General features: G+C 74.0%; 23 protein-coding genes, 1 tRNA gene and 1 riboswitch. Of the genes, 6 read left to right on the top strand and 18 right to left on the bottom strand.

All coding sequences use genetic code 11. The features are described 5' to 3' along the window. Positions 1 to 8: 8 nt before the first annotated feature. Both ACFV4G_RS00120 and ACFV4G_RS00115 read right to left on the bottom strand, forming a co-directional pair. Complete coding sequence (locus ACFV4G_RS00120; protein ID WP_380435126.1) at positions 9 to 764, bottom strand: RDD family protein; 756 nt, start codon at positions 762 to 764, stop codon at positions 9 to 11. Positions 765 to 889: 125 nt separating this feature from the next. Then, complete coding sequence (locus tag ACFV4G_RS00115) at positions 890 to 2,410, bottom strand: RDD family protein (RefSeq protein WP_380435125.1); 1,521 nt, start codon at positions 2,408 to 2,410, stop codon at positions 890 to 892. A gap of 412 nt (positions 2,411 to 2,822) precedes the next feature. Here ACFV4G_RS00115 and ACFV4G_RS00110 point away from each other — a divergent pair, with 412 nt between their 5' ends. Beyond that, complete coding sequence (locus ACFV4G_RS00110) at positions 2,823 to 3,239, top strand: SsgA family sporulation/cell division regulator (protein ID WP_380435124.1); 417 nt, start codon at positions 2,823 to 2,825, stop codon at positions 3,237 to 3,239. A 107-nt stretch (positions 3,240 to 3,346) separates the two neighbouring features. On the opposite strand, the gene ACFV4G_RS00105 is transcribed toward ACFV4G_RS00110, so the two are convergent. From ACFV4G_RS00105 to ACFV4G_RS00085, 5 genes are all read right to left on the bottom strand, one after another. Next, positions 3,347 to 4,744, bottom strand: a complete 1,398-nt coding sequence (locus ACFV4G_RS00105; RefSeq protein WP_380435123.1) for a glycosyltransferase 87 family protein — start codon at positions 4,742 to 4,744, stop codon at positions 3,347 to 3,349. A gap of 173 nt (positions 4,745 to 4,917) precedes the next feature. Further along, the gene (locus ACFV4G_RS00100) at positions 4,918 to 6,492 is read right to left on the bottom strand and encodes a cellulose binding domain-containing protein (protein ID WP_380435122.1); all 1,575 of its coding nucleotides are present in this window, start codon (positions 6,490 to 6,492) and stop codon (positions 4,918 to 4,920) included. Positions 6,493 to 6,665: 173 nt separating this feature from the next. Continuing rightward, the gene (locus ACFV4G_RS00095; protein ID WP_380435121.1) at positions 6,666 to 6,914 is read right to left on the bottom strand and encodes a hypothetical protein; all 249 of its coding nucleotides are present in this window, start codon (positions 6,912 to 6,914) and stop codon (positions 6,666 to 6,668) included. Between the two features lie 25 nt (positions 6,915 to 6,939). Continuing rightward, positions 6,940 to 8,355 (bottom strand): sensor histidine kinase, encoded by a 1,416-nt coding sequence (locus ACFV4G_RS00090; protein ID WP_380435294.1) that lies wholly within the window; start codon positions 8,353 to 8,355, stop codon positions 6,940 to 6,942. 32 nt (positions 8,356 to 8,387) lie between these two features. After that, positions 8,388 to 9,092, bottom strand: a complete 705-nt coding sequence (locus tag ACFV4G_RS00085; protein WP_380435120.1) for a response regulator transcription factor — start codon at positions 9,090 to 9,092, stop codon at positions 8,388 to 8,390. A 155-nt stretch (positions 9,093 to 9,247) separates the two neighbouring features. Here ACFV4G_RS00085 and ACFV4G_RS00080 point away from each other — a divergent pair, with 155 nt between their 5' ends. Continuing rightward, on the top strand, positions 9,248 to 9,787 hold the full coding sequence (locus tag ACFV4G_RS00080; protein WP_380435119.1) for a hypothetical protein: 540 nt from the start codon (positions 9,248 to 9,250) through the stop codon (positions 9,785 to 9,787). Positions 9,788 to 9,812: 25 nt separating this feature from the next. Here ACFV4G_RS00080 and ACFV4G_RS00075 read toward each other — a convergent pair whose 3' ends face one another. Then, positions 9,813 to 10,373 (bottom strand): VOC family protein, encoded by a 561-nt coding sequence (locus tag ACFV4G_RS00075; protein ID WP_380435118.1) that lies wholly within the window; start codon positions 10,371 to 10,373, stop codon positions 9,813 to 9,815. A 202-nt stretch (positions 10,374 to 10,575) separates the two neighbouring features. Between ACFV4G_RS00075 and ACFV4G_RS00070 the strand changes: the two genes are divergently transcribed. After that, positions 10,576 to 11,154: an Lrp/AsnC family transcriptional regulator gene (locus ACFV4G_RS00070; protein WP_380435117.1), complete on the top strand. Its 579-nt coding sequence runs from the start codon at positions 10,576 to 10,578 to the stop codon at positions 11,152 to 11,154. A gap of 18 nt (positions 11,155 to 11,172) precedes the next feature. Here ACFV4G_RS00070 and ACFV4G_RS00065 read toward each other — a convergent pair whose 3' ends face one another. The 5 genes from ACFV4G_RS00065 to ACFV4G_RS00045 form a co-directional block, all read right to left on the bottom strand. Next, positions 11,173 to 11,979: a S16 family serine protease gene (locus ACFV4G_RS00065; RefSeq protein WP_380435116.1), complete on the bottom strand. Its 807-nt coding sequence runs from the start codon at positions 11,977 to 11,979 to the stop codon at positions 11,173 to 11,175. 38 nt (positions 11,980 to 12,017) lie between these two features. Next, a complete protein-coding gene (locus ACFV4G_RS00060; RefSeq protein WP_359960406.1) occupies positions 12,018 to 12,668 on the bottom strand; it encodes a helix-turn-helix domain-containing protein in 651 nt (216 codons plus the stop codon). 403 nt (positions 12,669 to 13,071) lie between these two features. Continuing rightward, the gene (locus ACFV4G_RS00055) at positions 13,072 to 13,509 is read right to left on the bottom strand and encodes a DUF2752 domain-containing protein (RefSeq protein WP_380435115.1); all 438 of its coding nucleotides are present in this window, start codon (positions 13,507 to 13,509) and stop codon (positions 13,072 to 13,074) included. Positions 13,510 to 13,511: 2 nt separating this feature from the next. Beyond that, positions 13,512 to 13,799 carry a TM2 domain-containing protein gene (locus ACFV4G_RS00050; RefSeq protein ID WP_380435114.1) on the bottom strand — a complete coding sequence of 96 codons (288 nt, stop codon included), beginning with the start codon at positions 13,797 to 13,799 and terminating at the stop codon, positions 13,512 to 13,514. A gap of 272 nt (positions 13,800 to 14,071) precedes the next feature. Then, on the bottom strand, positions 14,072 to 15,904 hold the full coding sequence (locus ACFV4G_RS00045; RefSeq protein WP_380435293.1) for a DEAD/DEAH box helicase: 1,833 nt from the start codon (positions 15,902 to 15,904) through the stop codon (positions 14,072 to 14,074). A 308-nt stretch (positions 15,905 to 16,212) separates the two neighbouring features. Here ACFV4G_RS00045 and ACFV4G_RS00040 point away from each other — a divergent pair, with 308 nt between their 5' ends. Continuing rightward, complete coding sequence (locus ACFV4G_RS00040; protein WP_380435113.1) at positions 16,213 to 16,659, top strand: SsgA family sporulation/cell division regulator; 447 nt, start codon at positions 16,213 to 16,215, stop codon at positions 16,657 to 16,659. Between the two features lie 65 nt (positions 16,660 to 16,724). Here the strand turns inward: ACFV4G_RS00040 and ACFV4G_RS00035 are convergent, their stop codons facing one another. From ACFV4G_RS00035 to ACFV4G_RS00025, 3 genes are read right to left on the bottom strand one after another with little or no spacing between them, the layout of a single operon-like run. Beyond that, positions 16,725 to 19,277 (bottom strand): rhomboid family intramembrane serine protease, encoded by a 2,553-nt coding sequence (locus tag ACFV4G_RS00035; protein ID WP_380435112.1) that lies wholly within the window; start codon positions 19,275 to 19,277, stop codon positions 16,725 to 16,727. After that, positions 19,274 to 20,599: an alpha/beta hydrolase gene (locus ACFV4G_RS00030; RefSeq protein ID WP_380435111.1), complete on the bottom strand. Its 1,326-nt coding sequence runs from the start codon at positions 20,597 to 20,599 to the stop codon at positions 19,274 to 19,276. The genes ACFV4G_RS00035 and ACFV4G_RS00030 overlap by 4 nt, the downstream gene beginning before the upstream one ends. Then, entirely contained in the window at positions 20,596 to 21,183 is a 588-nt protein-coding gene (locus tag ACFV4G_RS00025) for a class F sortase (protein WP_380435292.1), read from the bottom strand. Before ACFV4G_RS00025 ends, ACFV4G_RS00030 begins: the two co-directional genes overlap by 4 nt. A gap of 461 nt (positions 21,184 to 21,644) precedes the next feature. Here ACFV4G_RS00025 and ACFV4G_RS00020 point away from each other — a divergent pair, with 461 nt between their 5' ends. Further along, positions 21,645 to 22,958, top strand: coding sequence for a hypothetical protein (locus tag ACFV4G_RS00020; protein WP_380435110.1), 1,314 nt, complete (start codon positions 21,645 to 21,647; stop codon positions 22,956 to 22,958). 3 nt (positions 22,959 to 22,961) lie between these two features. On the opposite strand, the gene ACFV4G_RS00015 is transcribed toward ACFV4G_RS00020, so the two are convergent. Together ACFV4G_RS00015 and ACFV4G_RS00010 are read right to left on the bottom strand one after the other, a co-directional pair. Continuing rightward, entirely contained in the window at positions 22,962 to 24,398 is a 1,437-nt protein-coding gene (locus ACFV4G_RS00015; RefSeq protein WP_380435109.1) for an MFS transporter, read from the bottom strand. Positions 24,399 to 24,504: 106 nt separating this feature from the next. Continuing rightward, positions 24,505 to 24,819 (bottom strand): SMR family transporter, encoded by a 315-nt coding sequence (locus tag ACFV4G_RS00010; RefSeq protein WP_359960387.1) that lies wholly within the window; start codon positions 24,817 to 24,819, stop codon positions 24,505 to 24,507. 45 nt (positions 24,820 to 24,864) lie between these two features. Further along, positions 24,865 to 24,930, bottom strand: a riboswitch (guanidine-III (ykkC-III) riboswitch). 83 nt (positions 24,931 to 25,013) lie between these two features. Between ACFV4G_RS00010 and ACFV4G_RS00005 the strand changes: the two genes are divergently transcribed. After that, positions 25,014 to 25,085: transfer RNA gene (locus ACFV4G_RS00005), tRNA-Cys, on the top strand. Positions 25,086 to 25,208 lie beyond the last annotated feature (123 nt).

Below are 25,208 nucleotides of genomic sequence, written 5' to 3'. Positions count from 1 at the left end.
TCCACCGGTCAGGCCGTGGAGACCACCACGGTCTTCGCGGCCTTGTCGTGGATGCACTGGCGGTAGGGCTTGTCGAAGACGCCGAAGAGCCCGTCGATGATCCACCACAGGACGGCGCAGCAGAGCACGGCGGGGAGGATGTAGACGGCGGCGCGGGTCCAGGCGGCCGACTGGGTGGGCGAGTTGCCGTCGATGAGCATGGCGACGCGGACCTTCATCGCCTTCTTGCCGAGGGTCTGGCCGTCCCGGCCGAGCATGAGGCCCTCGTAGACGAGGTAGAGGGCACAGGCGAGCCAGAACGCGCCGGTCTCGCCGGAGCGGTCGCCGAGGCTCGCGAAGGGCAGGACGAGGAGCACGCCGACCACCTGGACGAGCAGGTAGTCGATGATCCGGGCGAGGATCCGGTTGGGCCAGCTGCCGATCGGCGGCATCCCGGGCACCGGTCCGGCGCCGGGGGATCCGTAGGCGTTCGGGTCGTGGCCGGGCGGGTTCTGGCCGTAGGGGTCCTGTCCGTACGGCGGCCGGCCGTAGGTCTGCTGCCCGTACGGGGCCTGGCCGTAACCGGGTGCGTCCTGGGGCGTGCCACCGTACGTGCCGCCGTACGCGCCGGGGCGGTCCTGGGGGGTGTCGGCGGGCGGCGGGTTTCCGTACGGGTCCGACGGCGTGCCTTCCGGCGTGCCGCCGCCCGGCTGCGGGGACTGCTTGTCGAAGGAGGGCTTGCCGCCCCCCTCCGGCTGAGGGCCTGAGGGGTCGTGGGTACTCATGCCCCGAGTAGAACATCACACATTCTCAGGGTTTGGGATATTCAGTCCGTTTTGCACGGTGAGGGCGGTGAGGGCAGTGAGGGCGGTGAACGCGGTGAGGGCAGGGAGCGGCCGAACTCCGCCGCTCAGTCGCGGACGACCCGGGTGCGCGCCGCCCGGTCGTGCCAGCCGCGCCGGGCCGAGCGGTCGAGCAGCGGCCAGAGCAGGGCGACGGGGACGAGGAGGGAGAGCTGTCTGACGACCCACCGCAGCAGTGACCGGCCGAGGCTCAGCCGGGTGCGGACGGCGGCGCTCGGGGAGGCGGCCGCGTCGGCCACCCGGATCCCGGTGAGCCGCTTGCCGAAGGTCTGGCCGGTGCGGGCGGTCGGCAGCACCTCGTAGAGCAGGCTGACGAAGAGCAGGATGCCGAGCAGGACGGCGATCTTGCCGACCACGACGTCGTCCACGAGCCACACCTGGACCTCGTGGCGGCTGAGGGCGCTGGCCAACCGGGCCTGGTCGAGCTTCTGCTGGATGTGGTCGGACACGGAGTTGCCGAGCGGGATCCCGGCCGCGGTGGCGACGACCGCGAGGACGGCGGTGTCGACGGCGCGCGCGACGAGACGCCGTCCGAGCCCGGCGGGCGGGGCGGGGGCGGGGCGGCGGCGCTTGGCGGCCTGCCGCTGCGGACGGGCGGCGGGGGTCGGCGCCGGGGCCGGGGCCTGGGCCGCCCCCGCTTCCGCAGCCTTGCCGGGCTCTTCCGAAGCGGCGGCGGGTACGGCGAGAACCGGCTCTGCGACCGTCGCCCGCTCCGGCGCCCGCACCGCCACCGGAGAAGCCGGAGAAGCCAGAGAATCCGAAGAAGCCGGAGAAGCCGAGGACCCCGGAAAGGCCGGAGAAGCCGGAGCAGTCGTGGAAGTCGTGGCAGTCGGCGCAGCCGGAACGCCCGCGACGAGCACCGCCGCAGGGCCGCCGGCCGCGCCGACCGCCACCGGATCGGCGCCGACCGCCGCCGCCTCATCAACCGGAGTGCGCCCCTCGCCCGCGCGCCCCTCTTCTTCCCCGGGCGCCTCCGGAAGCACCCCCCACGAGACCCAGCGCGGCGCCCCGCCCGTCTCCATCAGCCCCCGCTGCGCCCGAGGATCGACCTGCCACCCGGACGCGTCCACCGCCATCGACGGCTCACCGGAGACACCGGAAGCACCAGGGCCACCGGCCTCCTCCCCGCCCGTCCGGAACACCGGCCCGCCGACCGGTTGCACAACCGGCTCCACTGCCGGCTCCACGACCGGTTCCATCCGCGGCCCCACGACGAACGACGCCCCGCCCTCCGTCTGGTCCAGGTACACCGGCCCGGTGTCCCCGGAGGCGCGCTCCCCGGCGCCGCCCCCGCCGTCCGACGCGGCGGGCTCCGGTTCCCGGGCGGGCGCGGGCGGCGGCACCGGCCGCACCCCTGCCAGGGCACCGGCACCCGCCCCCGGCCGCCGGGCCGCGAAACGCGGCGGCTCCAGCACCTCGCCCTCCGCCGGGGCGGGCCGGCTGGTGCCCGGCACCCAGGCGGAGCCGCCCCAGTACCGGACGAAGCCCGGGATCGAGGGGTCGGGGTAGTAGCCCGGCTCGGGCCCGACCGCCGTGTCCGCGCCGCCGGCGAAGGACTGGTCCGTCATGCAGGGTCTTCTTTCCTGGCAGGTCCCGGCGGCGCCACCGCGGCACGCCCGCCCGGCGGGCCCGCGGGCGGCCCGGGGCGCGGCGGGCGGCTACGCGGTCGGTGCGTGCGGGGGCATCACCGGAAGGGCGGACAGTCGCCGGGCAGTCACAAAGGGTAGTACCTCGGCGGACCGGTGACGGGAAGTTGGCGAATCACCGGACACCGGGAGCCCGCCCGGGGTATGGGATCCGGCCGCGCCGCCCCCTGGCGCGCGAATGCGGTCGCGCGCCCTCGCCCCATCCGCTCACAACCCCGGGTCGAACTTCCCGAAGAAATTCCGGAAACACGAGTAAGAGCCGGTGCGGACCGCTCTCTCAAAGGTCACAGGGCCCGAAACCGGGCACGAACCGAAGGCAGAGAGGAAGACGATCATGGATCGCCCCGTCAGCGTGGTCGAGCACGAGCTGGAGCTCAACCTGGTGCTCTCCCCCGAACACAGCGTCCCCGTCCAGGCCCGCCTGTCGTACGGCAGCCACGACCCGTACGCGGTCTACATCACCTTCCACCTGGACTCCGGCTCCCCGGTGACCTGGGTGTTCGCCCGCGAGCTGCTGGTCGAGGGCACGTTCCGCCCGTGCGGCCAGGGCGACGTGCGGATCTGGCCCACCCGCTCGGGCCGGCGCAGCGTGCTGTGCCTGGCGCTGAGCTCCCCCGCCGGGGACGCGCTGCTGGAGGCGCCGCTGCCGGTCGTCGCGGCCTGGCTGGAGCGGGCGCACCGGCTCGTCCCCCCGGGCAGCGAGCTGGCCGCGCTGGACATGGACGGCTCGCTCGCCGAGCTGCTCGCGTGAGGATCCGCCCCGACGGGGGCACCCGGCCGGACGGGGACCGGCCGCAGCGGCACCCGGCCCACCACCGGCCCGCACCCGACCCGACGCCGGGCCGGGCCCGGCGCGGCTCAGCGGGCCGCGGGGGCCTGCTGACGCTCGCGCGCGGCGCCGGGTCCGCCGTCGCGCTGCCCGGGCAGCCGGACCACCGGTGCGCCGCCGGCCCGCCGCCGGGCCCGTATCCGGATGGCGGCGGCGAGCAGGAAGCAGAGCCCGACCCACGGGTAGACGGAGGTGGGCAGCTGGCGCAGCGGCCCCATGTGCAGGACGGCCGGCCCCTGCGGCTTGGCGGCCCACATCGCGAAGGAGAAGAACGCGAGGAGCGTGGCCCAGAACGCGGCCCGCCAGCGGACCCTGCGGACGGCCGCCGGGCGGGCGTGCTCGACGGAGGCCTCGGCGGCGAGCAGGACGAGCACCGGCACGCACCACACCCAGTGGTGGGTCCAGCTGATCGGGGAGATCAGCACGGCGGTGACGGCGGCGCAGCACACGCCCCAGGCCTCGGCGCGCGGCAGCCAGCGGGAGCTGCGGGCGGCCCAGGCCGCGACGAAGAGCCCGGCGACGGCGGCCGCGCCGGCCCCGAGGGTGGCGAGCGTGCCGGGGTCGGCGGCGTGCAGGAGGCGGGCGAAGGCGCCGCGCAGCGACTGGTTGTCGACGATCTCGGTCTTGCCGACCCGGGACGAGTCGTAGAGGTACTTGGTCCAGAAGCCCCAGGTGGCGTCGGGCAGGGCGACCGCGCCGATCAGGAAGGTGCCGAGGAAGGTGAGGCCGGCCACGAAGGCGGCCCGGATCCGGCCGGTGAGCAGCAGGTAGACGGCGAACAGGCCGGGGGTGAGCTTGAGGCCGGCCGCGATGCCGATCGCCACGCCCTTGCTGCGCCGGGCGTCCGGGCGGGTGAGGTCCCAGAGGATCAGGCAGGCGAGCGCGAGGTTGATCTGGCCGTAGCGGAGCGTGGTGAACACCGGTTCGAGCCAGACGCCGCAGCCGGTCACCAGGATCACGCCGAGCGGCCGCAGTTCCCTGCGCGGCCAGCCGACCAGCTTGAACGACAGGTGGGTGAGCAGCGCCAGCAGCCCGAGGTTGCCGAGAGTGATCGCCACCCGCAGGAACGGCACCGGGAACCAGGTCGTGGGGACGAACAGCATGGCCGCGAACGGGGGGTAGGTCGCGGGGAGGTTCCACTCGGTGACGCGCAGTGCGTACAGGTCGGTGCCGTTGGCGACGGCGGCGCCCTCGGCCCGGTAGACGATCATGTCGACCATCGAGGTGTGCACGAAGTGGCGGACCACGGCGTACACGACCAGGGAGAGCAACGCCACGGCCGAGACGGCCAGCAGCGGCCGGCGGGGGGCCTCGCGCAGGGAGCGGACGGGTGCGCCGAACGCGTGCTTCAGCCGTTCCGACAGGGGGCCGGGCGAGGGGTCGGGTGCGGTCCGCACCGGGCTGCGCTCGTCTTGCACCGCTGTCACTGTCCACTCCGTCCACCGCTCGGCCAACCAGCGACGATACCGGATGGCCGCCGGGCGGGCCCGGCCACGGACGATCACGCAGGGTGACGAAAGGCCCGGGCCGGGCGTGCTCCGTCGCGGATCGGAGCACGCCCGGCCCGGGCGCGGGGAGGGGAAGCGGGTCCGGCCCGAGGTCAGCCGGTGTAGGCGCCGAAGGCCCGGGTGAAGTCCAGCGGCTGCTGGACGATGCTGCTGCAGCTCGCGTCGGCGTAGGCCTTCGCACCGCCGTCGCAGGCCTTGTCCCGGGTGCCGGACCACATCGCCAGCCAGGCCAGGTGCTTGCCGGCGGCGAAGTCGGCGAGCTGCTTGGCGTCGGCGACGGTGAACACCTCGCTGGCGACGTCGTTGACGCCGATCATCGGGGTGACGGCGACCTTGCGCCAGGCGGCCGCGTCGTCCAGCCCGAGCACGCTCTTCACCTGGGCCTGGGTCGCGGTGGCCGCGGCGATCGCGTACGTGCCCATCCGGCCCTGCGGGTTCGGGGCGACGCCGTCGCCGAAGTCCATCGCCATGATGTTGACGGCACCGATCGCGACGCCGGCGGCCTTGGCGCCGGCGACCAGCTCGACGCCGTCCTGGGTCAGGCCGGAGGGCAGCGCGGGCAGGGTGAAGGAGACGTCCAGGGGCCGGCTCTTGGCGGCGGCGGTCCGCTGGAGCTGGGCGATGGCCTGGGCGCGCCGGCCGTTGGCGGCGGCGTCGGCGATCGCGCCGCCCTCGACGTCGAAGTCGAGCCGGGTGAGGCCGTACGCGTCGACGACCTTCTGGTAGGCGGCGGCCAGGTCGGCGACGGAGGAGCACGCGGCGGCGAGCTCGGTGCCGTTGGCGCCGCCGAAGGACGCCCGGACGTCACCGCCGGCCGCCCGCAGCGCGCCGATCTGGGCGGCCACGGCGTCGGTGGAGAGATCGCTGACGCCGCCCCACTTGGGGGTGCAGCCGCCGCCGGACACGACGAACGCGAGGTTGAAGTTCTTCACGCCGGTGGCCTTGGCGGTGGCGACCAGGTCGTACGGCGGGTAGAGCGAGGTGTCGACGTACGGGGCGAAGCCGGCCCCGGCGGCGGGCGGGGGCACGGGCACACCGGTCGCCGTGGGGGTGGGGGCCGGGGTGGTCGGCTTCGTGGTCGCCGTCGCGGTCGGGCTGGGCTTGGCGGTCGCGGTCGCGGTCGCGGTCGCGGTCGCGGTGGCGGTGGGGGTCGCCGTCGCCGTGGGGGTGGCCGTCGCGGTCGGACGGCCCGAGGGGGTCGGCACGCTGCCGTCGCCGCCCTTGCAGGACGTGTGGTTGATCAGACAGTTGGCCGGCTCGCCCTGCGCCGCGCCGGCGCCCTGGGCGACGAAGCCGACCACGACGCTCTTGCCGGGCTCCAGCCGCTTGTCCCACGACTCCGGCCGGACGGTGACGTGCTGCCCGTCGGCGGTGAAGGTCGCGTTCCAGAGCGAGTCGATCCTCGCCCCGGCCGGGAGGTCGAAGGTGAGCGTCCAGTCGTCGATCGCCGCGGCGTCCGGGTTGGTCACCAGGTACTGGCCGGTGTAGCCGGAGTCCCAGGTGCTGGTCCGGCTGTAGACCGCGCCGAGCGAGGCGGCGCTCGCCGAGGTGGCGAGGACGACGGCACCGCCCGCGACCAGTGCGGCGGCCACCGCCGAGGCCCCGATGACGGCGCCCCTGCGGCTGCGCCTGCGGTGGCCGGAACGGCGGTCGGGCTGGATCGTCATGGGCGCGCTACCTCCGCGGGTGCCTACGGGAGACCGCCGGCCGGACGCGGGTGCATAGCGGTGTCCGGACGGCTGTCCCGGCTCGGTCGGGTGACCGGCGGGACCGACGCTAGCGGCGCCGGAGGGCCGGAACGGGCCTGCTGAGCGAGGGGTAGAACTCCCTTAGGGGGCCGTTAAGGAAGACGTCCGGAGCGTCGGTCGGCGAACACGCTCAGGAAGTAGGCGGCGGCCTCGGGATCCGGCGCGGTGCCGATCCGGCCGGCCGGCGCGGCGAGCTGCCCGGCGTCCAGCGGGAAGCACGCCGTCATGTCCGGGTGGTCGCCCACCACCCGGACGGCGTCGGCCTCGGTGAATCCGGGCAGCGGGTACTCGGCGAGCAGCGCGTCGCCGTCCCGTTCGAACGCCTCGACGTACCAGCCCATCCCGTGAACTCCCTTGCACGAACGACTACTTCTGGAACAGCGCGGCACGGCTGCGGCGCCGCCCGGTGCGCGGGGAGGCGACCTCCGGGCGGGTCCGCAGGCGCAGGCGGAGCTCGGCGCCGCCGAGCACGGCGGAGCGGCCGAGGGCGAGGTCGCCGCCGGTGGACTCGGCGAGCTTGCGGACGATGTCCAGCCCGAGGCCGGTCGAGCCCTCGCCGCCGTGGCCCTCGCCGCGCTTGAGGGCGGCGGCCGGGTCGCTGAAGCCCGGGCCCGCGTCGCCGACCAGCACGATGACCGAGCCGTCCGTCGCGAGGACGTCCACCGAGAACGCGGTGCCGACCGCCGTGTGCCGGAACACGTTGCCGAGCAGCGCGTCCACCACCGCGGCCAGGTCGCCGCGCTGCACCGGCACCGGCAGGGGCCGGTCGGCCCCGGCGAGCTGCCAGCGGCGGCCCTCGTCCTCGGCGAGCGCGGACCAGAAGCCGACCCGCTCGCGGAGCACCTCGGTGACGTCGCAGCCGACGGCGACGACGGGCGCGTCCCCGGGCGAGCGGCGGGCCGAGCGGATGATCTGGTCGACCTCGCGCTCCAGCTGGGCGACGGCGTGCCGGGTGGCGTCGGCGGCGTCGCCCTCGCCGAGGGAGGCGGCGTTGAGCCGCAGGACGGTGAGCGGGGTGCGCAGCCGGTGCGACAGGTCGGCGGCCAGTTCCCGTTCGGCGGCGAGGAGTTGGACCACCCGGTCGGCCATCGTGTTGAACGCGTGGCCGGCCTCCCGCAGTTCTTCGGGACTGCCGGCCGCCACCCGGCCGTCGACCGGCACCCGGACGGCGAGGTCGCCCGCGCCCAGCGAGCGGGCGGCGGAGGCGAGCCGGCGGGCCGAGGCGACGATCCGGGTGCCCATCCGGTCGGCGACCAGCACCGAGATGGCGACCAGGCCGAGCGCGACCGCGGAGAGGACCAGCCAGGCGGTGGTGACGCCGCGGGTGAGGTCGCCGTCGGCGACGAACACCTCGACGACGGCCGTCCGGCCGGTGTCGACCGCGACCGGCTGGAGGAGCGCGTAGCCGCCGGGCACCCCGACCGTGAAGGAGCGGCCCTGTCCGCTCGCGGTGGAGACGTCGGCCGCGGCGGCCCGGGCCTGACCGATGGTCGGTCCGCCGGGGCCGCCGTCGCCGGGCGCGACGGCGGGCGGCACCCTGGCGGGCAGGTGGACGGCCATCCGGTTCTGGGCGCCGGCGTCGGTGCTGGCCAGGGCGCGGTCGATGGCGTCCTGGTCGGTGGTGATGGCGAGGGCCGGGCCGAGCGCCGCGGCCTGCCGCTCGGCCGCGGTGAAGGCGCGGTCCCGGGCGGTCTGCTGGACCATCAGGCCGAGCGGGATGAGGAAGGCCAGCGCGACCATGGTGGTCCCGGCGACGGCCGCCTTGATCAGCGCCCAGCGCAGCGAGAGCCCGAACCGCCCGGTGTCCGGGCGCCTCATGTCCGGTGCTCCCCCTGGTCCCCGGCGGCCTCCAGCCGCACCCCGACGCCGCGGACGGTGTGCAGGTAGCGGGGGCTGGAGGCGGTCTCGCCGAGCTTGCGGCGCAGCCAGGAGAGGTGGACGTCGATGGTCTGGTCGCCGCCGTAGGTCTGCTGCCAGACCTCGGCGAGGATCTCCTTGCGCGGCACCACGACGCCGGGGCGGGCCGCGAGGAAGGCCAGCAGGTCGAACTCGCGGCGGGTCAGGTCGAGCAGCCGCCCGTCCAGGACGGCCTCGCGGCGCTGGAGGTCGATGGCCAGCCCGCCGACCCGCAGCACCTGGGCGACGGGGGCGGCTCCGCCGCCGATGCGGCGCAGCACGGCGGCCATCCGGGCGCTCAGGTGCTCTCCGGAGAAAGGTTTCACCAAGTAGTCGTCGGCGCCGTCGTTGAGCAGCCGGACGATCTCGGCCTCGTCGTCCCGGGCGGTGGAGATGATCACCGGTACGTTGGTCAGCCCTCTGATCATCTTGAGCGCCTCGCTGCCGTCCAGGTCGGGCAGCCCCAGGTCGAGGATCACCAGGTCGCAGCCGACCTGGGCGACCTCCCGCAGCGCCTCCAGGGCCGTGCCCACGCTGCGGACGGCGTGACCGGTGTCGGTCAGGTGCCGGATGAGCGCGGAACGTACGAAGGGGTCGTCCTCGACCACGAGCACTGTTGCCATGGCCCTGCACGGTACGCCATGGGCGGTCACTGGTCTGTACCTCGGGGGTCGGTCGGGGGGCGGCGGGGGCGCGGCCCGGACATTGTGCAACTCCCCTTCCTATTAACGGGGGTGCCGGTCCGCCCGGGCACGGAGTACGGCAGGATGTCCGCACGATGCGGAACGGACTGGTACAACTCGGCGCCTGGGCGGCGGCCACCGGGGCGGCGGTGGCGCTGTCCTGGTTCGGCGTGCACGCCGTGCTGACCGGCGACGCGTTCGAGCAGCCCAAGGCCCTGCCGCTGCCCTCCCCGGCCACCGGCGGCGGCCCGCGCACGCCGACCGCGAGCCCGGGCGAGGAGCGGTCCGCGCCGCAGCCCGACGTGTCCGCCCAGCCCGTCTCCCCGTCCGCCTCGGCCTCCCGCGCGCCGGCCTCCACGGCCGCCGCCCCGCCGGCCTCGCGCCGCCCGGTGCCCGCGGCCACCACGGCGACGTCCTCGGTGAAGAGCTACCCGGTGCCCGGCGGCCGGGTCGCCCTGGACATCCGCCCGGACCGGGCCTCGCTCGTCTCGGCCACCCCGGACCCGGGCTGGCAGATGCAGGTGTGGAACGGCGACCAGTGGATGCGGGTGGACTTCACCAAGGACAACCAGGCCAACTCGGTGTTCGTCTACTGGAACGGCCACCCGCCGATCGTCGAGACGGCGGTCCGCTGACGCCCCGCCGGCCGGGCCCCCGGGCTCACCAGCCCCGGAACGGCACGTACCCCGGCAGGTACGGCCCGGCGTAGCGCGAGCGGTCCACCAGCGTGTGCCGGGTCCCGCCGGGCATCCCGATCGCGGCGAGCGCCACCGTGCCGTGCCGGTCCCGCACGACGTACGGCTCGGCGAGCGAGACCGCTCCCCGGTCCACCGCGTAGTCGTACGCGTAGTACACGTCCGGCACGGCCACCGCGAGGTCCAGCACGCCGTCCCCGTGGCGGGCCAGGTGCCGGGCCAGCTCCCGCCCGCGCGGGCCGATCACCTGCACCAGCGAGGTGATCACGAACCGGGTGCCGGGCGCGTCCAGCACGTAGGAGACGGTCTCCGGTTCGCCGGTCTCCGGCCCCGCGTAGGCGGTGCAGCGCAGGCCGAGCGCCTCCGTGTAGCGCCGGGCGGCCCGCTCGGCGTCGCCGACCGCGAAGACCACCGCGTCGGCGCGGCCCATCGGGACGAGGTCGGGCTCCTCGCCCCGGGCCGCGAGCCCGACCGGTCTCCCGGAGGGCCTCGGCCGCCGGAGGGGTCCGGCTGCGGTGTCGGTCATGACGTCCTCCCGGTGGGCGTACGGGACCACGACGGTCCCCCGCCCGCCGGTGTGGGGCCCGGCGGCACGGGTTCGTGGCTGGAGGGTGGCGCCGGGCCGACCTGCGCGCAACTGTTCCGTTTCATCCTGGTCAAGCTGTGCGCCGGGGCGGGAGAATCGGCCGCACCGCTGTACAGAATGCCCACCGGAGGACGGAGCCGCGATGCCCCCCGACCACTCCCCGAGCTCGCCCGGCTCGCCCAACTCCCCCACCCCGCAGGGCCCTTCCGCCACCGCGTCCGCCACCGCCACCGGCCCGGCCGGCGGCACGAACGACGCGATCGACGCGCTGGACGGCCGGCTGATCCGCCTGCTCGCCGAGGAGCCCCGGATCGGCGTGCTGGAGTGCTCGCGCCGCCTCCAGGTGGCCCGCGGCACCGTGCAGGCCCGGCTGGACCGGCTCCAGGCCAAGGGCGTGATCGGCGGCTTCGGCCCCGAGGTGGACCCGGCCGCGCTGGGCTACCCGGTGACGGCCTTCGCGACCCTGGAGATCTCCCAGGGCCAGGGCGCGGACGTCCGGGCCCACCTGGCGAGCGTGCCCGAGGTGCTGGAACTGCACACGATCACCGGGGCCGGGGACATGATGGTGCGGATCGTGGCCCGCTCCAACGCCGACCTCCAGCGGGTGATCGACCGCGTGGTGGGCTTCGACGGGATCGTCCGCTCCTCGACGGCGATCGCCCTGGAGAACCCGGTCCCCTACCGCATCCTGCCGCTGGTGGACCAGGCCGCCGCCGAATAGCCGGAACCCGGTCGGCGCTCAGCAGGACGGAACGCTGCCGCCGCTCTTGAGCGCGTCCAGCGCCGAGACCGCCTCGGCGAGCGTGCCGACCGGCACCAGCCGCAACTGCGCGGGCTTGTTCACGCCGGCGTCCGTGCACTCGTCCTTGGGCAGCAGGAACACCGTCGCACCGTCCCGCGCGGCCGCCTGCGTCTTCAGCGGCACGCCGCCCACCGCCCCGACGTTGCCCTGGTCGTCGATGGTGCCGGTGCCCGCGATGGTCAGCCCGCCGGTGAGGTCGCCGCCCTTGCCGTCGCCGGCCAGCTTGTCGATGATCCCGAGCGCCAGCATCTGGCCGGCGCTCGGGCCGCCCACGTCGCCGAGGTCGACCTTCACCTTGACCTGGTCCGGCGACAGGTGCAGGTAGGCGAGCGCGGCCGTGGTCGCGCTGTCCTGCGACTCGGTCATCTGCTGCGCCGTCTCCTGCTCGGCCTTGGCCGGGTTGCTCTGCGGGTACACCGACTCGGTCGGGCGCACCGCCTCGTTCGGGTCGACCCAGGCCTCCAGGGAGCGCCAGAGGGTGGTCCGCTCCCCCGGGTTGGTGGCCGAGATGGTGACCATCCGCAGCTCGCCGCCGGTGGTGCGCAGCGGCGCCCCGGTGATGGTGAGCACGGGCTTGTCGTGGTAGCTGCCGAGGGTGTCCGCGGTCACGCCGGGCCAGGTCAGCGTGTACGGCAGCGGGACGAACCCGGCCACCCCGAACAGCGCGGCGACCAGCACCCCGCAGAGCGTGAGCGCACGGGTGCGCGGGGCGGTCAGGGCCTTGGTCAGCTTGGAGTCGGACACAGGAGGAATCCAAACACACCGGACGTCCCGCCCGGGCACTACCGCAGGGCGTCGGCGACCTCGGTGGCGGCCTCGACGACCCGGGGCCCGACCCGCTCGGGCACCAGCCCGTTCAGCATCACCACGCCGACGCTGCCCTCGACGCCGCTCAGCCCGAGCAGCGCGGCGGCGGCGCCGCACGCCCCGGACTGCTCCTCCGCACGGGTGATGACGAAGCCCTGCTCGGGCCGCCGCTGGTGGGGGAAGGTGCGCGCCTCCAGGATCGCCCGGCCCGCGGCGCTCTCGGTGAGCGGATGGCGCAGGCCGGTGCGGTAGGCGACGTGGAAGTCCGTCCAGCTCGGTTCGACGACGGCGACCGCGAGCGCCTCGTTGCCGTCCACCAGGGTGAGGTGGGCGGTGGCGCCGAGGTCCTCGGCCAGGCTGCGCAGGGCCGGCAGGGCGGCCTCGCGCAGCAGCGGGTGCACCCGGTGGGCCAGGCGCAGCACGCCGAGGCCGACCCGGGCCCGGCCGCCGATGTCGCGGCGGACGAGTCCGTGCTGTTCGAGGGTGGCCAGCAGCCGGTAGACGACGGTCCGGTTGACGGCCAGCCGGGCGGCCAGTTCGGTGACGGTGAGGCCGCGCTCGGAGTCGGCGAGGAGCTTGAGCACCCGGACGCCACGGTCCAGGGTCTGGGAGGTCTCGGCTGTCACGACGGGCATTCCTTTCCGCGGCGGCTCACGGACCGGTGGGGGCCGGCCCGGGGCGGGGTTTCGCGCGCAGATGGGGGGGTGGCCGCGCTCGGGTCGCGCAGTGCGAATCGCGGTGCGAATCCATGACGCCCGTGCGAGCCCTGCGGCGCCCGTCTCTCGGGGGTGACCCGGCGGAAGAGCGTGTGGGAAAGGTAGTGAAGGAAATGTCGCGACGGAAGTGGTTGTCCAAAATTCGGTCGTGATCGATTGCGGCACCCGGAACGAATCGGGGCAGAAGGCCGCATATCGACCGCCCCACCCGACCTCTAGTTCGAGCACAGTCCGAAGTCCGGACACTTCGGAGTGTCGGGGGCCTCGGGGGGCCGGGCCGCGGGAGCCGTTTCCGCCGCGGGCGCGGGGCCGCTCACCAGAGGTTGCGCAGCACCGTCCAGGCCACCGCGGTGCCGAGCACCGCCGCCGTGCCGCGCCGCCCGAGCGGCGGCCGCCAGCTGCGGCCGGCCAGTCCCTCGCGCAGCCAGGTCACGTACATCAGGGCGACCAGCGGGAGGGAGATCAGCAGCATCGCGTTGTCGTGGAACGCGGCCGCGAGGTCGCCGTGCAGGAGGTCGTAGGTCATCCGGGTGCCGCCGCAGCCGGGGCACTGCAGGCCGGTGATCCGGCGCCAGGGGCAGAACGGCAGCGCCTGCCCGGGCAGGTGGGGGTCGCGCGACCACAGGTAGGCCGAGCCGGCCAGGCCGCCGAGGAGCACGGCCAGCGGCGGGCCCGCGGTGCGCAGGCGCGCGGGCACGGCGAAGCCGCCCCGGCCGGAGCCGGGGCGGCGTGCCGTGCGTGGCGTGCTCAAGGTCAGCCGCGCAGCAGACGGCCCTGGGCGTCCGTGCGGTCGTTGCTGACCAGGAACATGATGCCGTCGATCAGGGCCCAGAAGCCGAAACCACCGCAGGTCAGGAGCTGGGCGATGCCCATGCCGATGTGACCGGTGTAGAAGCGGCCGATGCCGAACCCGCCGAGGAAGAGCTGCAGGATGCCCGCGACGATCTTCGACTTGTCCGAGTACTCCGGCTGGCCCGGGTACGGCTGACCGGGGTACGGCTGGCCCGGGTACGGCTGGCCGGGCTGAGGGGGGTACGACACGTTCGCTGTGCTCCTTGGTCTGACTGGCCCGACCGCGAGATCCGTCGCCTGCCGGGTGGTGAGGTGCCCGCCGTTCCACCGTCGCTGACGGCCGGCCCGGTCGGGTCGGCGCGCAGCACGGACGGGTCCGGTGGCAGCGCGGCACGCGGAACACTATCGGATGATCACACCGATCGCCCCGACAATTCCACCAGCTATACCGGAATGTCATAACGCGTTACCGCGCTCCGGATTCTCCCCTTACCGAACGGGAGGAATCCACTGACGTACCGTTACTTCGCCCATTCCCGGATTCGGGCGATCCGCGCCTTCAGCTGATTCGCCGTCGCCTGGGCGGTCAGCGGGCCGCCGCACTCGCGGCGCAGCTCGTTGTGGATCGTGCCGTGCGGCTGGCTGGTGCGGTGGTGCCAGGCCGCCACCAGGGCGTTCAACTCCTTGCGCAGCTCGCGCAGTTCCTGGTGGGTGACGACCGGCCGCTGCTCGGCCGGCAGCTCCAGCAGGTCGGCCTCCTCGGCGGGCTTGGTCTTGCTGCGCTGGATCTGGCGGTGCTGGCGCTTCTGGAGCAGCATCTGCACCTGGTCCGGCTCCAGCAGGCCCGGGATGCCGAGGTAGTCCTCCTCCTCCTCGCTCCCCGGGTGGGCCTGCATGCCGAACTCCATGGCGTTGTACAGCACCCGGTCGAAGACCGCGTCGGAGCCGATCGCCTCGTAGGAGAACTCGTCGCCGCCGGCGCCGTCCGGGCCGTCGTTGGCCCGCTCGGCCTCGGCGAGCAGCCGGTCCTCCTCGTCGAACAGGCCCTCGCCCTCCTTCTTGGGGCGGTCCAGCACGTGGTCCCGCTGGAGCTCCATCTCGTTGGCGAAGCCCAGCAGCATCGGGATGGTCGGCAGGAAGACCGAGGCCGTCTCGCCGCGCTTGCGGGCGCGCACGAAGCGGCCCACGGCCTGGGCGAAGAACAGCGGGGTGGAGATCGAGGTCGCGTACACCCCGACGGCCAGCCGGGGCACGTCGACGCCCTCGGACACCATGCGGACCGCGACCATCCAGCGGGAGGTGCCCGCCGAGAAGTCGGAGATGCGCTTGGACGCCTCGGCCTCGTCCGACAGCACCAGGGTGACCTTCTCGCCGCTGATCTCGCGCAGGATCTTGGCGTAGGCGCGGGCCACGGTCTGGTCGGTGGCGATGACGAGCCCGCCGGCGTCCGGGATGGCCTTGCGGACCTCGGTCAGCCGCCGGTCGGCGGCCTGGAGGACGGACGGGATCCACTCGCCCTGCGGGGCCAGCGCGGTGCGCCAGGCCTGGGCGATCAGGTCCTTGGTCATCGGCTCGCCGAGCCGGGCCTCCAGCTCGTCGCCGGACTTGGTGCGCCAGCGCATGTTGCCGCTGTAGCTGAGGAAGATCACCGGGCGCACGACGTGGTCGGCGAGCGCGTGCCCGTAGCCGTAGGTGTAGTCGGCGACGGACTTGCGGATGCCGTCGCCGCCCGCCTCGTACTGGACGAACGGGATCGGGTTGGTGTCCGAGCGGAACGGCGTACCGGTCAGCGCGAGCCGCCGGGCGGCCGGCTCGAAGGCCTCGAAACAGGCCTCGCCCCAGGACTTCGAGTCACCGGCGTGGTGGATCTCGTCCATGATCACGAGGGTCTTGCGGGCCTCGGTCCGGTTGCGGTGCAGCATCGGGTTCACCCCCACGCCCGCGTAGGTGACCACGATGCCGTGGTAGTCCCGGGAGAGCGGCCCGGACGAGTACGCCGGGTCCAGCCTGATGCCTATGCGCGCGGCGGCCTCGGCCCACTGCTTCTTCAGGTGCTCGGTCGGCGCGACGACGGTCACCTGCTGCACGAGGTGGTTGTGCAGCAGGTACGAGGCGAGGGTGAGCGCGAAGGTGGTCTTCCCCGCGCCCGGGGTGGCGACCGCGAGGAAATCGCGCGGCTGCGTCTCGATGTACTTGTCCAGCGCCCCCTGCTGCCAGGCACGCAGCTTGCCCGCCGTACCCCAGGGGGCACGGCCGGGGAAGGCCGGCGAGAGGTGGTGCGAGGAGGCGGGTGCGGCATGGCCGGCGGTCCGGACGGGAGCGTCCGGCTCCGACACGTCGGAGAAGAGCGGCATCGAGGAGGCGGCGGCGGTACTCACGGGCTCCGAAGGGGATCATCGCAGGTCAGAGGCGGTTTTGCGGCCTCCTCCCGCAGTCGGGCGGCGATCGGACAACCCGCCCAGCCTACCGGCCCCGGCACCGTTCCAGCGCTCCGACCCGGCTCCGCCCGGGAGCCCCGCGGCCGGCGGACGGCCGGAAATCGACGTGACGCAGGTCACACCGAAAAACCCCCTGAACCACGTAAGCGGAAGCCGTCCCCCCGCTCTCACCGGTGTGGGGCCGCCCCACCGAGGCCCCGCCCGACCCCCGAAAGGACCCTGCCGTGCACCACAGTGCCGTCGAAGAGACCGTCCAGGCCCGCCTGCTCCTCACCCTCCACCGCTCGGTCCGCCTGCGGGTCACCCTCGCCTACCGCCCGGAGGACCCGCTCGCCGTCCGGATGGGCTTCCCCGCGGAGTTCTCCCTCGACGAGCCCGCCGACGGCCCCCGCGACGGCGCGGAGGCCGCCGACGACATCGTCTGGGTGTTCGCCCGCCACCTGCTCTCGGCGGGCCTGGAGCTGCCCGCCGGGCTCGGCGACGTCCACGTCCGCCCCGCCGCCGGACGCCGCACCATGGTCGAGCTGCGGGCCCCGGAGGGCACCGCGCTGCTCCGGTTCGACACCGCCGACCTGCGCCGCTTCCTGTGGCGCAGCCGGCTGCTCGTCCCGGAGGGCGAGGAGCACCTGCACCTGGACGCCGACCGCGCACTCGCCGAGCTGCTCGGCTGACCGGCGGACCGGCGTCCGCGAGCGCCCCCGCGCCCGCGGCCGGCGACCGCCCGCACCGCTCCCGGTCAGCCCGACAGCCGGCGCATCAGCCGGACCCCCTGCGCCGCCGTCAGGTGCGGCAGGTAGGCCTTGCCGATCGCCCGGGTGATGCTGGGCAGCCCGGCCGGGTCGGGGTAGGCCATGAACATCGGCCGGTACTCCGGCTGGAACTTGGACTTGAACGCGAGCAGCGAGCGGAACCCGTACACCGGCTCCAGCACCCGGCCCATCCAGTCCAGCATCCGCTGCAGCCCGGTGGGCTCGTCCTGCCCCGAGCGGGCCAGCGGCGCGCCGGACAGCGACAGGAAGCGCGCGCCCTCCTCCTTGAAGCCGAGCGCGGCCGAGGCGATCAGGAACTCGTTCACGCCGCGGAAGCCGTCCGAGCGCCGGCGCATGAAGTCCAGCGTCCAGCCGACCGGCACGCCGTCCTCGTACACCGGCATCCAGCTGGTCAGCCCGTGCACGACGCCCTGCTCGTCCACCGCCACCAGCACCCGGACGTCCGGGTCGTCCAGCTCCTCCAGACCGCCGAGCGTGAAGCCCATCTCGGGCAGGCCCTTCTCGGAGACCCACTCCTCCGAGATCGAGCGGATCTGGTCCTTCAGCGCGAGCGGCGCCTCGTGGTAGGCCCACCACTCGGCGGTGATGCCCTGCTTGCCCGCCTTGTTGAGGGCCGTGCGGATGTCCTGCCACTTGCGGCCGGTGAAGGCCAGCTCGGGCAGCGCGACCACGGTGTCCTCGGCGACCTGCACCGAGCGCCAGCCGAGCTGCTCGGCGGCGGCCCTGGTGTCCCGGGAGACGCTGTAGAAGCACGGGGTCCAGCCGCGCGCGTCGCAGTAGCGCGCGAAGCCGGCCACCGCCCCGGCGCGGGCCGCGGGCTCGCCGAACGGGTCCCCGGTGGTCAGCGCCACCGTGTTGAGCACCCGGTAGGCGACGGCCGCCCGGCCCTCCTCGTCGAACCAGTAGTGATTGCCGTCCCACGTGGTGATGAAGGACAGCGTCCCGCCGCCGTGCGCGGTCAGCAGTGCGCGGGCCCGCTCCGCGGCCGCGGCGTCCGTGTGGACCACCGGCCGGCGGAAGGCCAGCAGCAGCGCGGTCAGCGCGACCGCCCAGAACACCAGCCCGCAGTACGTCTCCAGGAACCGCGCCACCGGGCCGACCGCGATCGGGTAGTCCGGCAGCAGGTCGTTGTAGGCGGGCGGCAGGAACTGCGCGGGCAGCCCGTGCACCAGCCCGCGGAACGTGGCCCCCGGCTCGAACTGGCCGGCGACCAGCACCCCGAGGACCGTGTACGCCGCGGCGGCCGCGAGCGCGGCGCCGCCCAGGACGACCGCCAGCCGACGGACCGCCCGGCCCGCCAGCCGCAGCCGGAACCGCTGGCGGGTGGCGAGCAGCAGGGCCGTGGTCAGCAGCGGCAGCAGCAGTGCCTCGACGAAGTACTGGATCACGTCCCCGGCGTCCGGCCCGGAGTCGTTGTACAGCCACACCAGCAGCGCCACCCACAGCAGTTCGGTGACGACGGTGATCCGCCAGGCGAACCGCAGCCCGCGGCGCAGCCCCTCGGCGAGCACCAGCAGCAGCGCCGGGAACAGCGCCGCCATCAGCCGGCCCGGGGTGTCGAAGATCCGCTCGACGGCGTGCGCGCGGGCGCAGTCGTGCACCGACATCGCGCAGAAGTCGGCGACCTCCTCGGGGCTGAGCCGGTGCGAGAAGTACAGCTCGGAGAAGGTGTTGAACGGCCCGGCCGCGTTGTCGTACAGCGAGGCGATCAGCGGGCCGAAGGCGGCGGCGACCAGGCACAGCGCCACCAGCACCCGGGTCTCGGTGTGCGAGGAGCGGTGGGTGCGCAGCAGCAGCCGCCCGCGGGTGAGCAGCGCGCCCGCGCCGAGCCCGAGCAGCGCGGCGGCGCACCGCTGGACGCTCTGCAGGTGACCGACGTACAGCGTCATGACCAGCGGCACGAGCAGCACCAGCAGGTGCATCCGGCGGCGCCACAGCACGGTGAGCCGGTAGCCGAGCACCGCGGCCAGGGCGAACAGGCCGGGGCCGGGGCCGATCGCGACCTGGTCGACCACCGAGTCGGTCCACTGCTCGCCGGCCCGGGAGCCGGCCGCGACCAGCGCGGTGCCGAGCAGGGTGCCCGCGGCCTGCCCCACGACCAGCACCCCGAGGGTGCGCCACCGGCCGAGCCGCCGCTCGGCGGCCGGGCCGACGAGGAGCAGCAGCAGGCTGGTGAACACGTACGCGCCGATCCCGGCGCACCAGAACAGCGAGGTGAACGGCGTCCACCAGCGGCCCTCGGAGAGCGTCTGCACGCCGGTCCCGGCCTGCCGGAGCACGCGGCCCGACGGCCCGCCGGACAGGCTCCCGGTGGCCGCGCCGACGCCCCACAGGACGACGAGCGCCCCCATCGTGAGCGGGGCCGAGCGCAGCCGAGCACCGACCAGCCGGGCGGTCCGGCGCACGCGCTGCGGCCGCGGCTCCGGGGTGCGGGTGACGGGCGTACGGGTGACCGGCTCCTGGTCCACGACCACCTCCGGCCTGGCGACGACGGCTGCGGCCGCCTGGGTGCGGCTCACTTGAGCAGCCCGGTCTGGCGGGCGATCCAGGGCAGCTGCTCGGCGATGCCGATCCGCCAGGCCCCCCAGCCGTGCCCGCCCTGGACCAGGTCGAACTTGGCCTTCATACCCGCCGTCTGGACGGCTTGGTAGACCTTCTCCATTCCCGACCGGAAGTCGTTGTCCCAGCGGCCGACGACGATCGCGACGTTGGTGTCGGGGAACTTGCGGTGGGCCATCACCGAGAGCGGGTCGACGGCCTCGAACTTGGCCTGGTCACCGCCGAAGGCCTTCCTGACGGTCTCGTCCCGGGTGCCCAGGGTGGGCTCCTCCTGGCCGGACATGTCGAGGACGGTGCCGTAGACGTCGGGCGCGTTGATGCCGAGCTGGAGGGCGCAGGTGCCGCCCATCGAGGCGCCGCCCACGGCCCAGGACCCCCGGCCCTTGGCGGTCTGCAGGTGCTTGTCGATCCAGTCGGGGACGTCGGCGGCGAGGTAGGTCTGCGCCTTCGCGATCTTCGAGTCCATGCAGAGCGTGTTCCCCCAGGTAGAGCCCAGCTGGTCGGGCATCACGACGATCGGTGCGAGGCCGCCGTGCTCCGCCGCGAACGCGTCCAGCGACTCGTTCACCTGGGCGTTGAGCACCCAGTCCCCGGGCGTTCCGGGCTGACCGGTGATCAGCACGAGCACCGGCAGCAGCGGCCGCGGGCTGGCCTGGTAGGCGGGCGGCAGGTAGACGTAGGCGCTGCGGCCGACGAAGCCGGACTTGGCCCCGGGTATGTACACCTGCGAGACGGTGCCCTTGGCGGGCAGGCCGGGCGGGCGCGTCCAGACCTCCGAGAGCGCCTTGTCCGGCGGCGCGCTCGCGGTCTCGGCGACCTTCGGGGCGATCTTCGCCCCGGTGTCGGTGAGGAACGGCGCCAGCATGATCTTGCCGTTCGGGTACTGGCCGAAGCCGATGTTGATCTGCGACGCGGACATCAGCAGCACCAGCGAGCCGAGGCCGAGCACGAGCCCGCGGCGCCGCCAGGAGATCCCGCGGAAGCGGTAGCCGACCAGGCAGAAGCCCACCAGGGCGACGGCGATCCACCACGTGACGTAGTCCGGGGTGCCCTCCGGGAAGGGGTGCCACCAGTCGTCGACGACCACGCCCAGCAGCAGGCTGATCGCCGCCGCGGTGAACAGCGCGGCCGGCAGCCGGAAGCTCCACCACGAGCGGTTGCGGGCGACGGCGAGCACGAGCAGCGCACCCCAGCCCGCGGCCAGCACGGCGTACGGGATCGGGCCGTGCGTCAGCGGCCAGTCGAGTGGGTTCCAGCGGTTGGCGAGGGTGATCGGGGTCATGCCGCTTTCCCCGGCCGGGTGGTGTCGGCCAGGAAACCGTAGGCCACGACATTGCCTTCGTAGCCGTGTTCCTCGCTGTACGCACCGCCGCAGGTGATCACCCGCAGCTGCGCGTCGGCGGCCTGTCCGTACACCCGGTCGTCCGGGAAGTCCTTTCGGTCGTGCACTTCGATGGCGTACAGCTGGTAGACGGCGGTGGCGCCGTCCGCGCGGACGAATTCGATCCGGTCACCGCGGTGGAGAGCACCCAGATGGTAGAAGACGGCCGGGCCGCTCTTGTTGTCCACGTGGCCCGCGACGATGGCGGTCCCCCGCTGGCCCGGGGTCGCCCCGCCGCGGTACCAGCCGGCGAGGTTGCGGTCCGCCGCGGGCGGCGCCTGGAGCCGGCCGTCGGCCTCCAGGCCGAGACCGGTGACCGGGGCGTCGAGCTTGACGGCGGGGATGCGGATCCGGGTCGGCACGGACGGGCCGAGCGGCGGGACGACCGAGACCGGGGCGAACCCGCTCAGGGACTGCCCGGCGCCGGGCGCGGGAGGGAGCTCGCCGGGGCCGCCGTCGTGCAGCAGCCAGGCGCCGAGGACCATCGCGGCACCGGCCGCGATGGTGCCCGGCCACGGGCTCCTGCGCTGTTGGGCGCCCACGGGCGCTCCCCTCTGCCGACGACTTCCCGATTCCTGGGAGTTTCCTGGGAACCAATTGAACCGGACGGGACCCTAAGGCACGTCCATACGATGGTCATACCAATCCCCCCCAAACGGCAGGGCTAGGGCCGTCACCCGTGCGCCGAGTGGTGGCTCCGTCACGGAGCGCGACGAGGTACCGCCTCACCCAGGCACGGCGGGTCCGACCTCGCACACCATCGACGACGGAGCGAGTCCGTCCGGTTGCATCCATCGGGCGATCACTTGAGACCGTACGTGGCGACTCGCAGACCGAATGCGTTCGCATGCCATGCTGACCCGGTCACGGGTTCTATCACCCCACTTGTCCGACCGGACTTTCGCATGCCTGCACGCCTGCCGAACGCCTCATGAACGGAGTGACCATGGACTCCCTATCCCGTCGCACCCTGCTGGCCGCCGGCGCGGCCGGCGCCGCCGCCCTGGTGGCGGGCTGCGGGACCACCGCCGCCGGCGGCGGAGAGCACGCGACGGGAACCCCGGCCCCCGCCGGGACCACCGAGCCGCCCGCCACCCCGGCCCCGGCACCGGCCAAGCCGCAGGTCGTGCTGATCGGCGACGGCTCCACCTCCGACACCGGCGCCCAGCCCCGCCAGCCCGTCCCCGACCGGCTCAAGCCGGGCGAGCGCCCGCCGCAGTTCGTCGTCTTCTCCTGGGACGGCGCCGGCGAGCTCGACAACGGCCTGTTCGCCCGCTTCCGCCGGCTGGCGCAGGAGCACAACGCGTCGATGACCTTCTTCCTCAGCGGCCTCTACCTGCTGCCGGAGTCCAAGAAGGACCTCTACCGCCCGCCCCAGCACAAGGCCGGCGCCTCCGAGATCGGTTACCTCAGCGACCAGCACATCCACGACACGCTGGAGAACGTCCACGCCGCCTGGCTGGAGGGCCACGAGATCGGCACCCACTTCAACGGCCACTTCTGCGGCTCCACCGGCGTCGGGAAGTGGTCCCCGGAGGAGTGGGACAGCGAGATCCAGCAGGCCATGGACTTCGTGACGAACTGGCGGACGAACACCGGGTTCACCGACCTGCCGGCGCTGCCGTTCGACTACGGCAAGGAGCTGATCGGCAGCCGGACCCCGTGCCTGGAGGGCCAGCGCAACCTGCTGCCCACCGCCGTCAAGCGCGGCTGGCGCTACGACAGCAGCGGCAACGGCAGCCAGGTCTGGCCGCAGAAGATCCAGGGCGGCGCCCTGTGGGACCTCCCGCTGCAGTCCATCCCGTTCCCCGGGCACACCTTCCAGGTGCTGTCGATGGACTACAACATCATGTTCAACCAGTGCGGCCCCAACACCAAGGCCGACCCCGCGCTCTACCCGGGCTTCCAGGCCCAGGCGCGCGACGCCTACCTGATGGGCTTCGACCGCACCTACAACGGCAACCGGGCGCCGTACATCATCGGCAACCACTTCGAGGAGTGGAACGGCGGCATCTACATGAACGCCGTCGAGGACGCCTTCAAGTCCATCGCGAGCAAGCCCGAGGTCCGGCTGGTGTCCTTCCGCCAGCTGGTCGACTGGCTGGACGCCCAGGACCCGGCGGTGCTGCGCAAGCTGCAGACCCTCGCCCCGGGCCAGGCCCCGGCGGGTGGCTGGGAGAGCTTCCTCGGCACCCCGGCGGCGCCGCCGTCCCCCACCGCCACCGCCCCGGCCACCGCCCCGGCCGCCGCCGTCGGCTGACCGTCAGGCCCTGCGGACCCGGCCGGAGACCAGCGCCCCCAGCAGGGCCACCCCGGTCATCGTCAGGAAGATCACCGCGAAGGCGCCGGGCGACCCGGCGCCTTCGGCGTTCCCGTGGGCGACCGCCACCGAACCGCCGCCCAGCGCCGAGAAGAGCACCCCGGCGAGGCCCACCAGCAGGACGTTGCCGAGCGCGTCGCTCATCTGCAGCGAGGCCGAGTTGGCCCCGGCGTCCTGCGGCGCGGACAGCTTCATCATCAGCACGCTGACGCTCGCGACCGTCAGCCCCATCCCGATGCCGCCGACGCCCCAGGCCACCGCCGCCGCCCAGACCGGCACGGCCGGGACCAGCACCAGCGCCGCCCCCGCGATCGCCACCGCGGTCAGCACGAACCCGCCCCGGATCATCGCCTCGCGGTGGCGCTCGGCGCCCGGACGGCCCTGCAGCCACGAGCCCAGCGCCCAGGACAGCCCGCCGCTGGTCAGCGTGAGCCCGGCCAGCGTCGGCGACAGGCCGCGCTGGGTGACCATCATCAGCGGGATGAACGCCTCCGCCGCGAAGAACGCCCCGGCGGCCACGCCGCGCAGCAGGATCACCGTCGGCAGACCGCGCCCGGCCCGCAGCGTGCCCTCGGGCAGCAGCCCGAGCACCGCCGGCAGCAGCAGCGCCGCACCGGCCGCCGCCGGGAGCAGCCCGATCGGGTCCAGCCGCTGGCCCGCGTACTGCAGCAGGCCGGCGCCGAGCGCCGCCATCGCGGCCAGCACGGTGCGGCGGCGGTCGAACTCCGCGCCCTTCGGCACGGGGTGCTCGCGCTCCGACCGGGCCAGCGCCGGGCCCATCACCGCGAGCGGCAGCAGGATCAGCGCCGGCACGGCCAGGAACACCCAGCGCCAGCCCAGGTGCTGGGTGACGGCTCCGGAGACGACCGGTCCGACGATCGAGGGGAGCACCCAGGCCGAGGAGAAGGCCGCGAACACGGAGGGCCGCAGCCGTTCCGGGTAGGCCCGGCCGACCACGACGTACAGCGCGACGATCACCAGCCCGCCGCCCAGGCCCTGGACCGCCCGCCCGGCCACGAACAGCCACATCCCCGGCGCCGTCCCGGCCACCACCAGGCCCGCGCCGAACACCGCGATGCCGGTGAACAGCGGTTGCAGCGGGCCGCGCCGGTCGCACCACTGGCCGGAGACGACCAGGGCGAACAGCGTGGTGGTGAAGTAGCCGGAGAAGGCGAAGGCGTACAGACCGAGGCCGTCCAGCTGCCGGGCCGCCACCGGCATCGCGGTGTTGACCGCCGTCGCCTCGAAGGCGAGCAGCAGGACCACCGACACGATCCCCAGCGTGAGGGCGCGGTAGCGGCCGCTGAGCACCCCGCCGCCGGGGTCGTTCTCGACGGGTATCGGGGCGGAGTCGACCGAGGTGGGGGAGGCAGTGGTCATACGTAATATCGTAAGGGCCGTCCGGTGTTTGGACCCCTGACCGGAGTCGGTGGTCGACTCCGCCGCAGGACCTAGGACACGCCTCGGGACACGCCCCGGCACCGGGTCAGTGGAGCACCTTCAGGCCGACCACGCCGGAGACGATCAGCAGCAGGCAGCCGATCCGGGCCAGGGTCACCGCGTCGCCCAGGACGGCCATGCCGTAGAGCGCAGTGCCGACCGCGCCGATGCCGACCCACACCGCGTAGCCGGTGCCGATCGGGATGGTGCGCATCGCGTACGCCAGTCCGCCCATGCTCAGCAGCAGGGCGACGCCGAAGACGAGGCCGGGGACGAGGCGGGTGAAGCCCTTGGACGACTCCAGGGCGACCGCCCAGACGGTTTCCAGGACACCCGAGACGATCAGAACGAGCCAGGCCATGACGGTACGAACCTCCGCAGTCCACAGCGGCCGGATTGCCGCTGAACTGCGCCGTCTTGTCGTCACCGGGTACGACGCGCTCGTCCGGAGTGGCGGGAAAACGCCACTTGTCCCCGACCGTAGCACACATTGCCATACAGAATTTACAAAACAGCGTTGACCCCATTCACGGAATCCGCCATCCTGAATTCACTGGCCGTGTGCCCGAGAGGCTCAGGGAACCGTCTGCAAAGCGGTACACACGGGTTCGAATCCCGTCACGGCCTCGGTAAAAGGAATTTGGGGGGGGGCGGCCGCAAGGCACGCGCCAAGAAGGCGGGCCGCCAAAGACTGACCCCCACCCCCGCCCCCCCCCCCCGCGACCGGCCGCCCCCCCCCCCCCCCCCCCC

Origin of the sequence: Kitasatospora sp. NPDC059747 (assembly GCF_042732955.1) — a bacterium.
GTDB lineage: Bacteria > Actinomycetota > Actinomycetes > Streptomycetales > Streptomycetaceae > Kitasatospora.
Note: the sequence above shows the minus strand (reverse complement) of the source record. Positions and strands in the feature narration are given on the sequence as shown.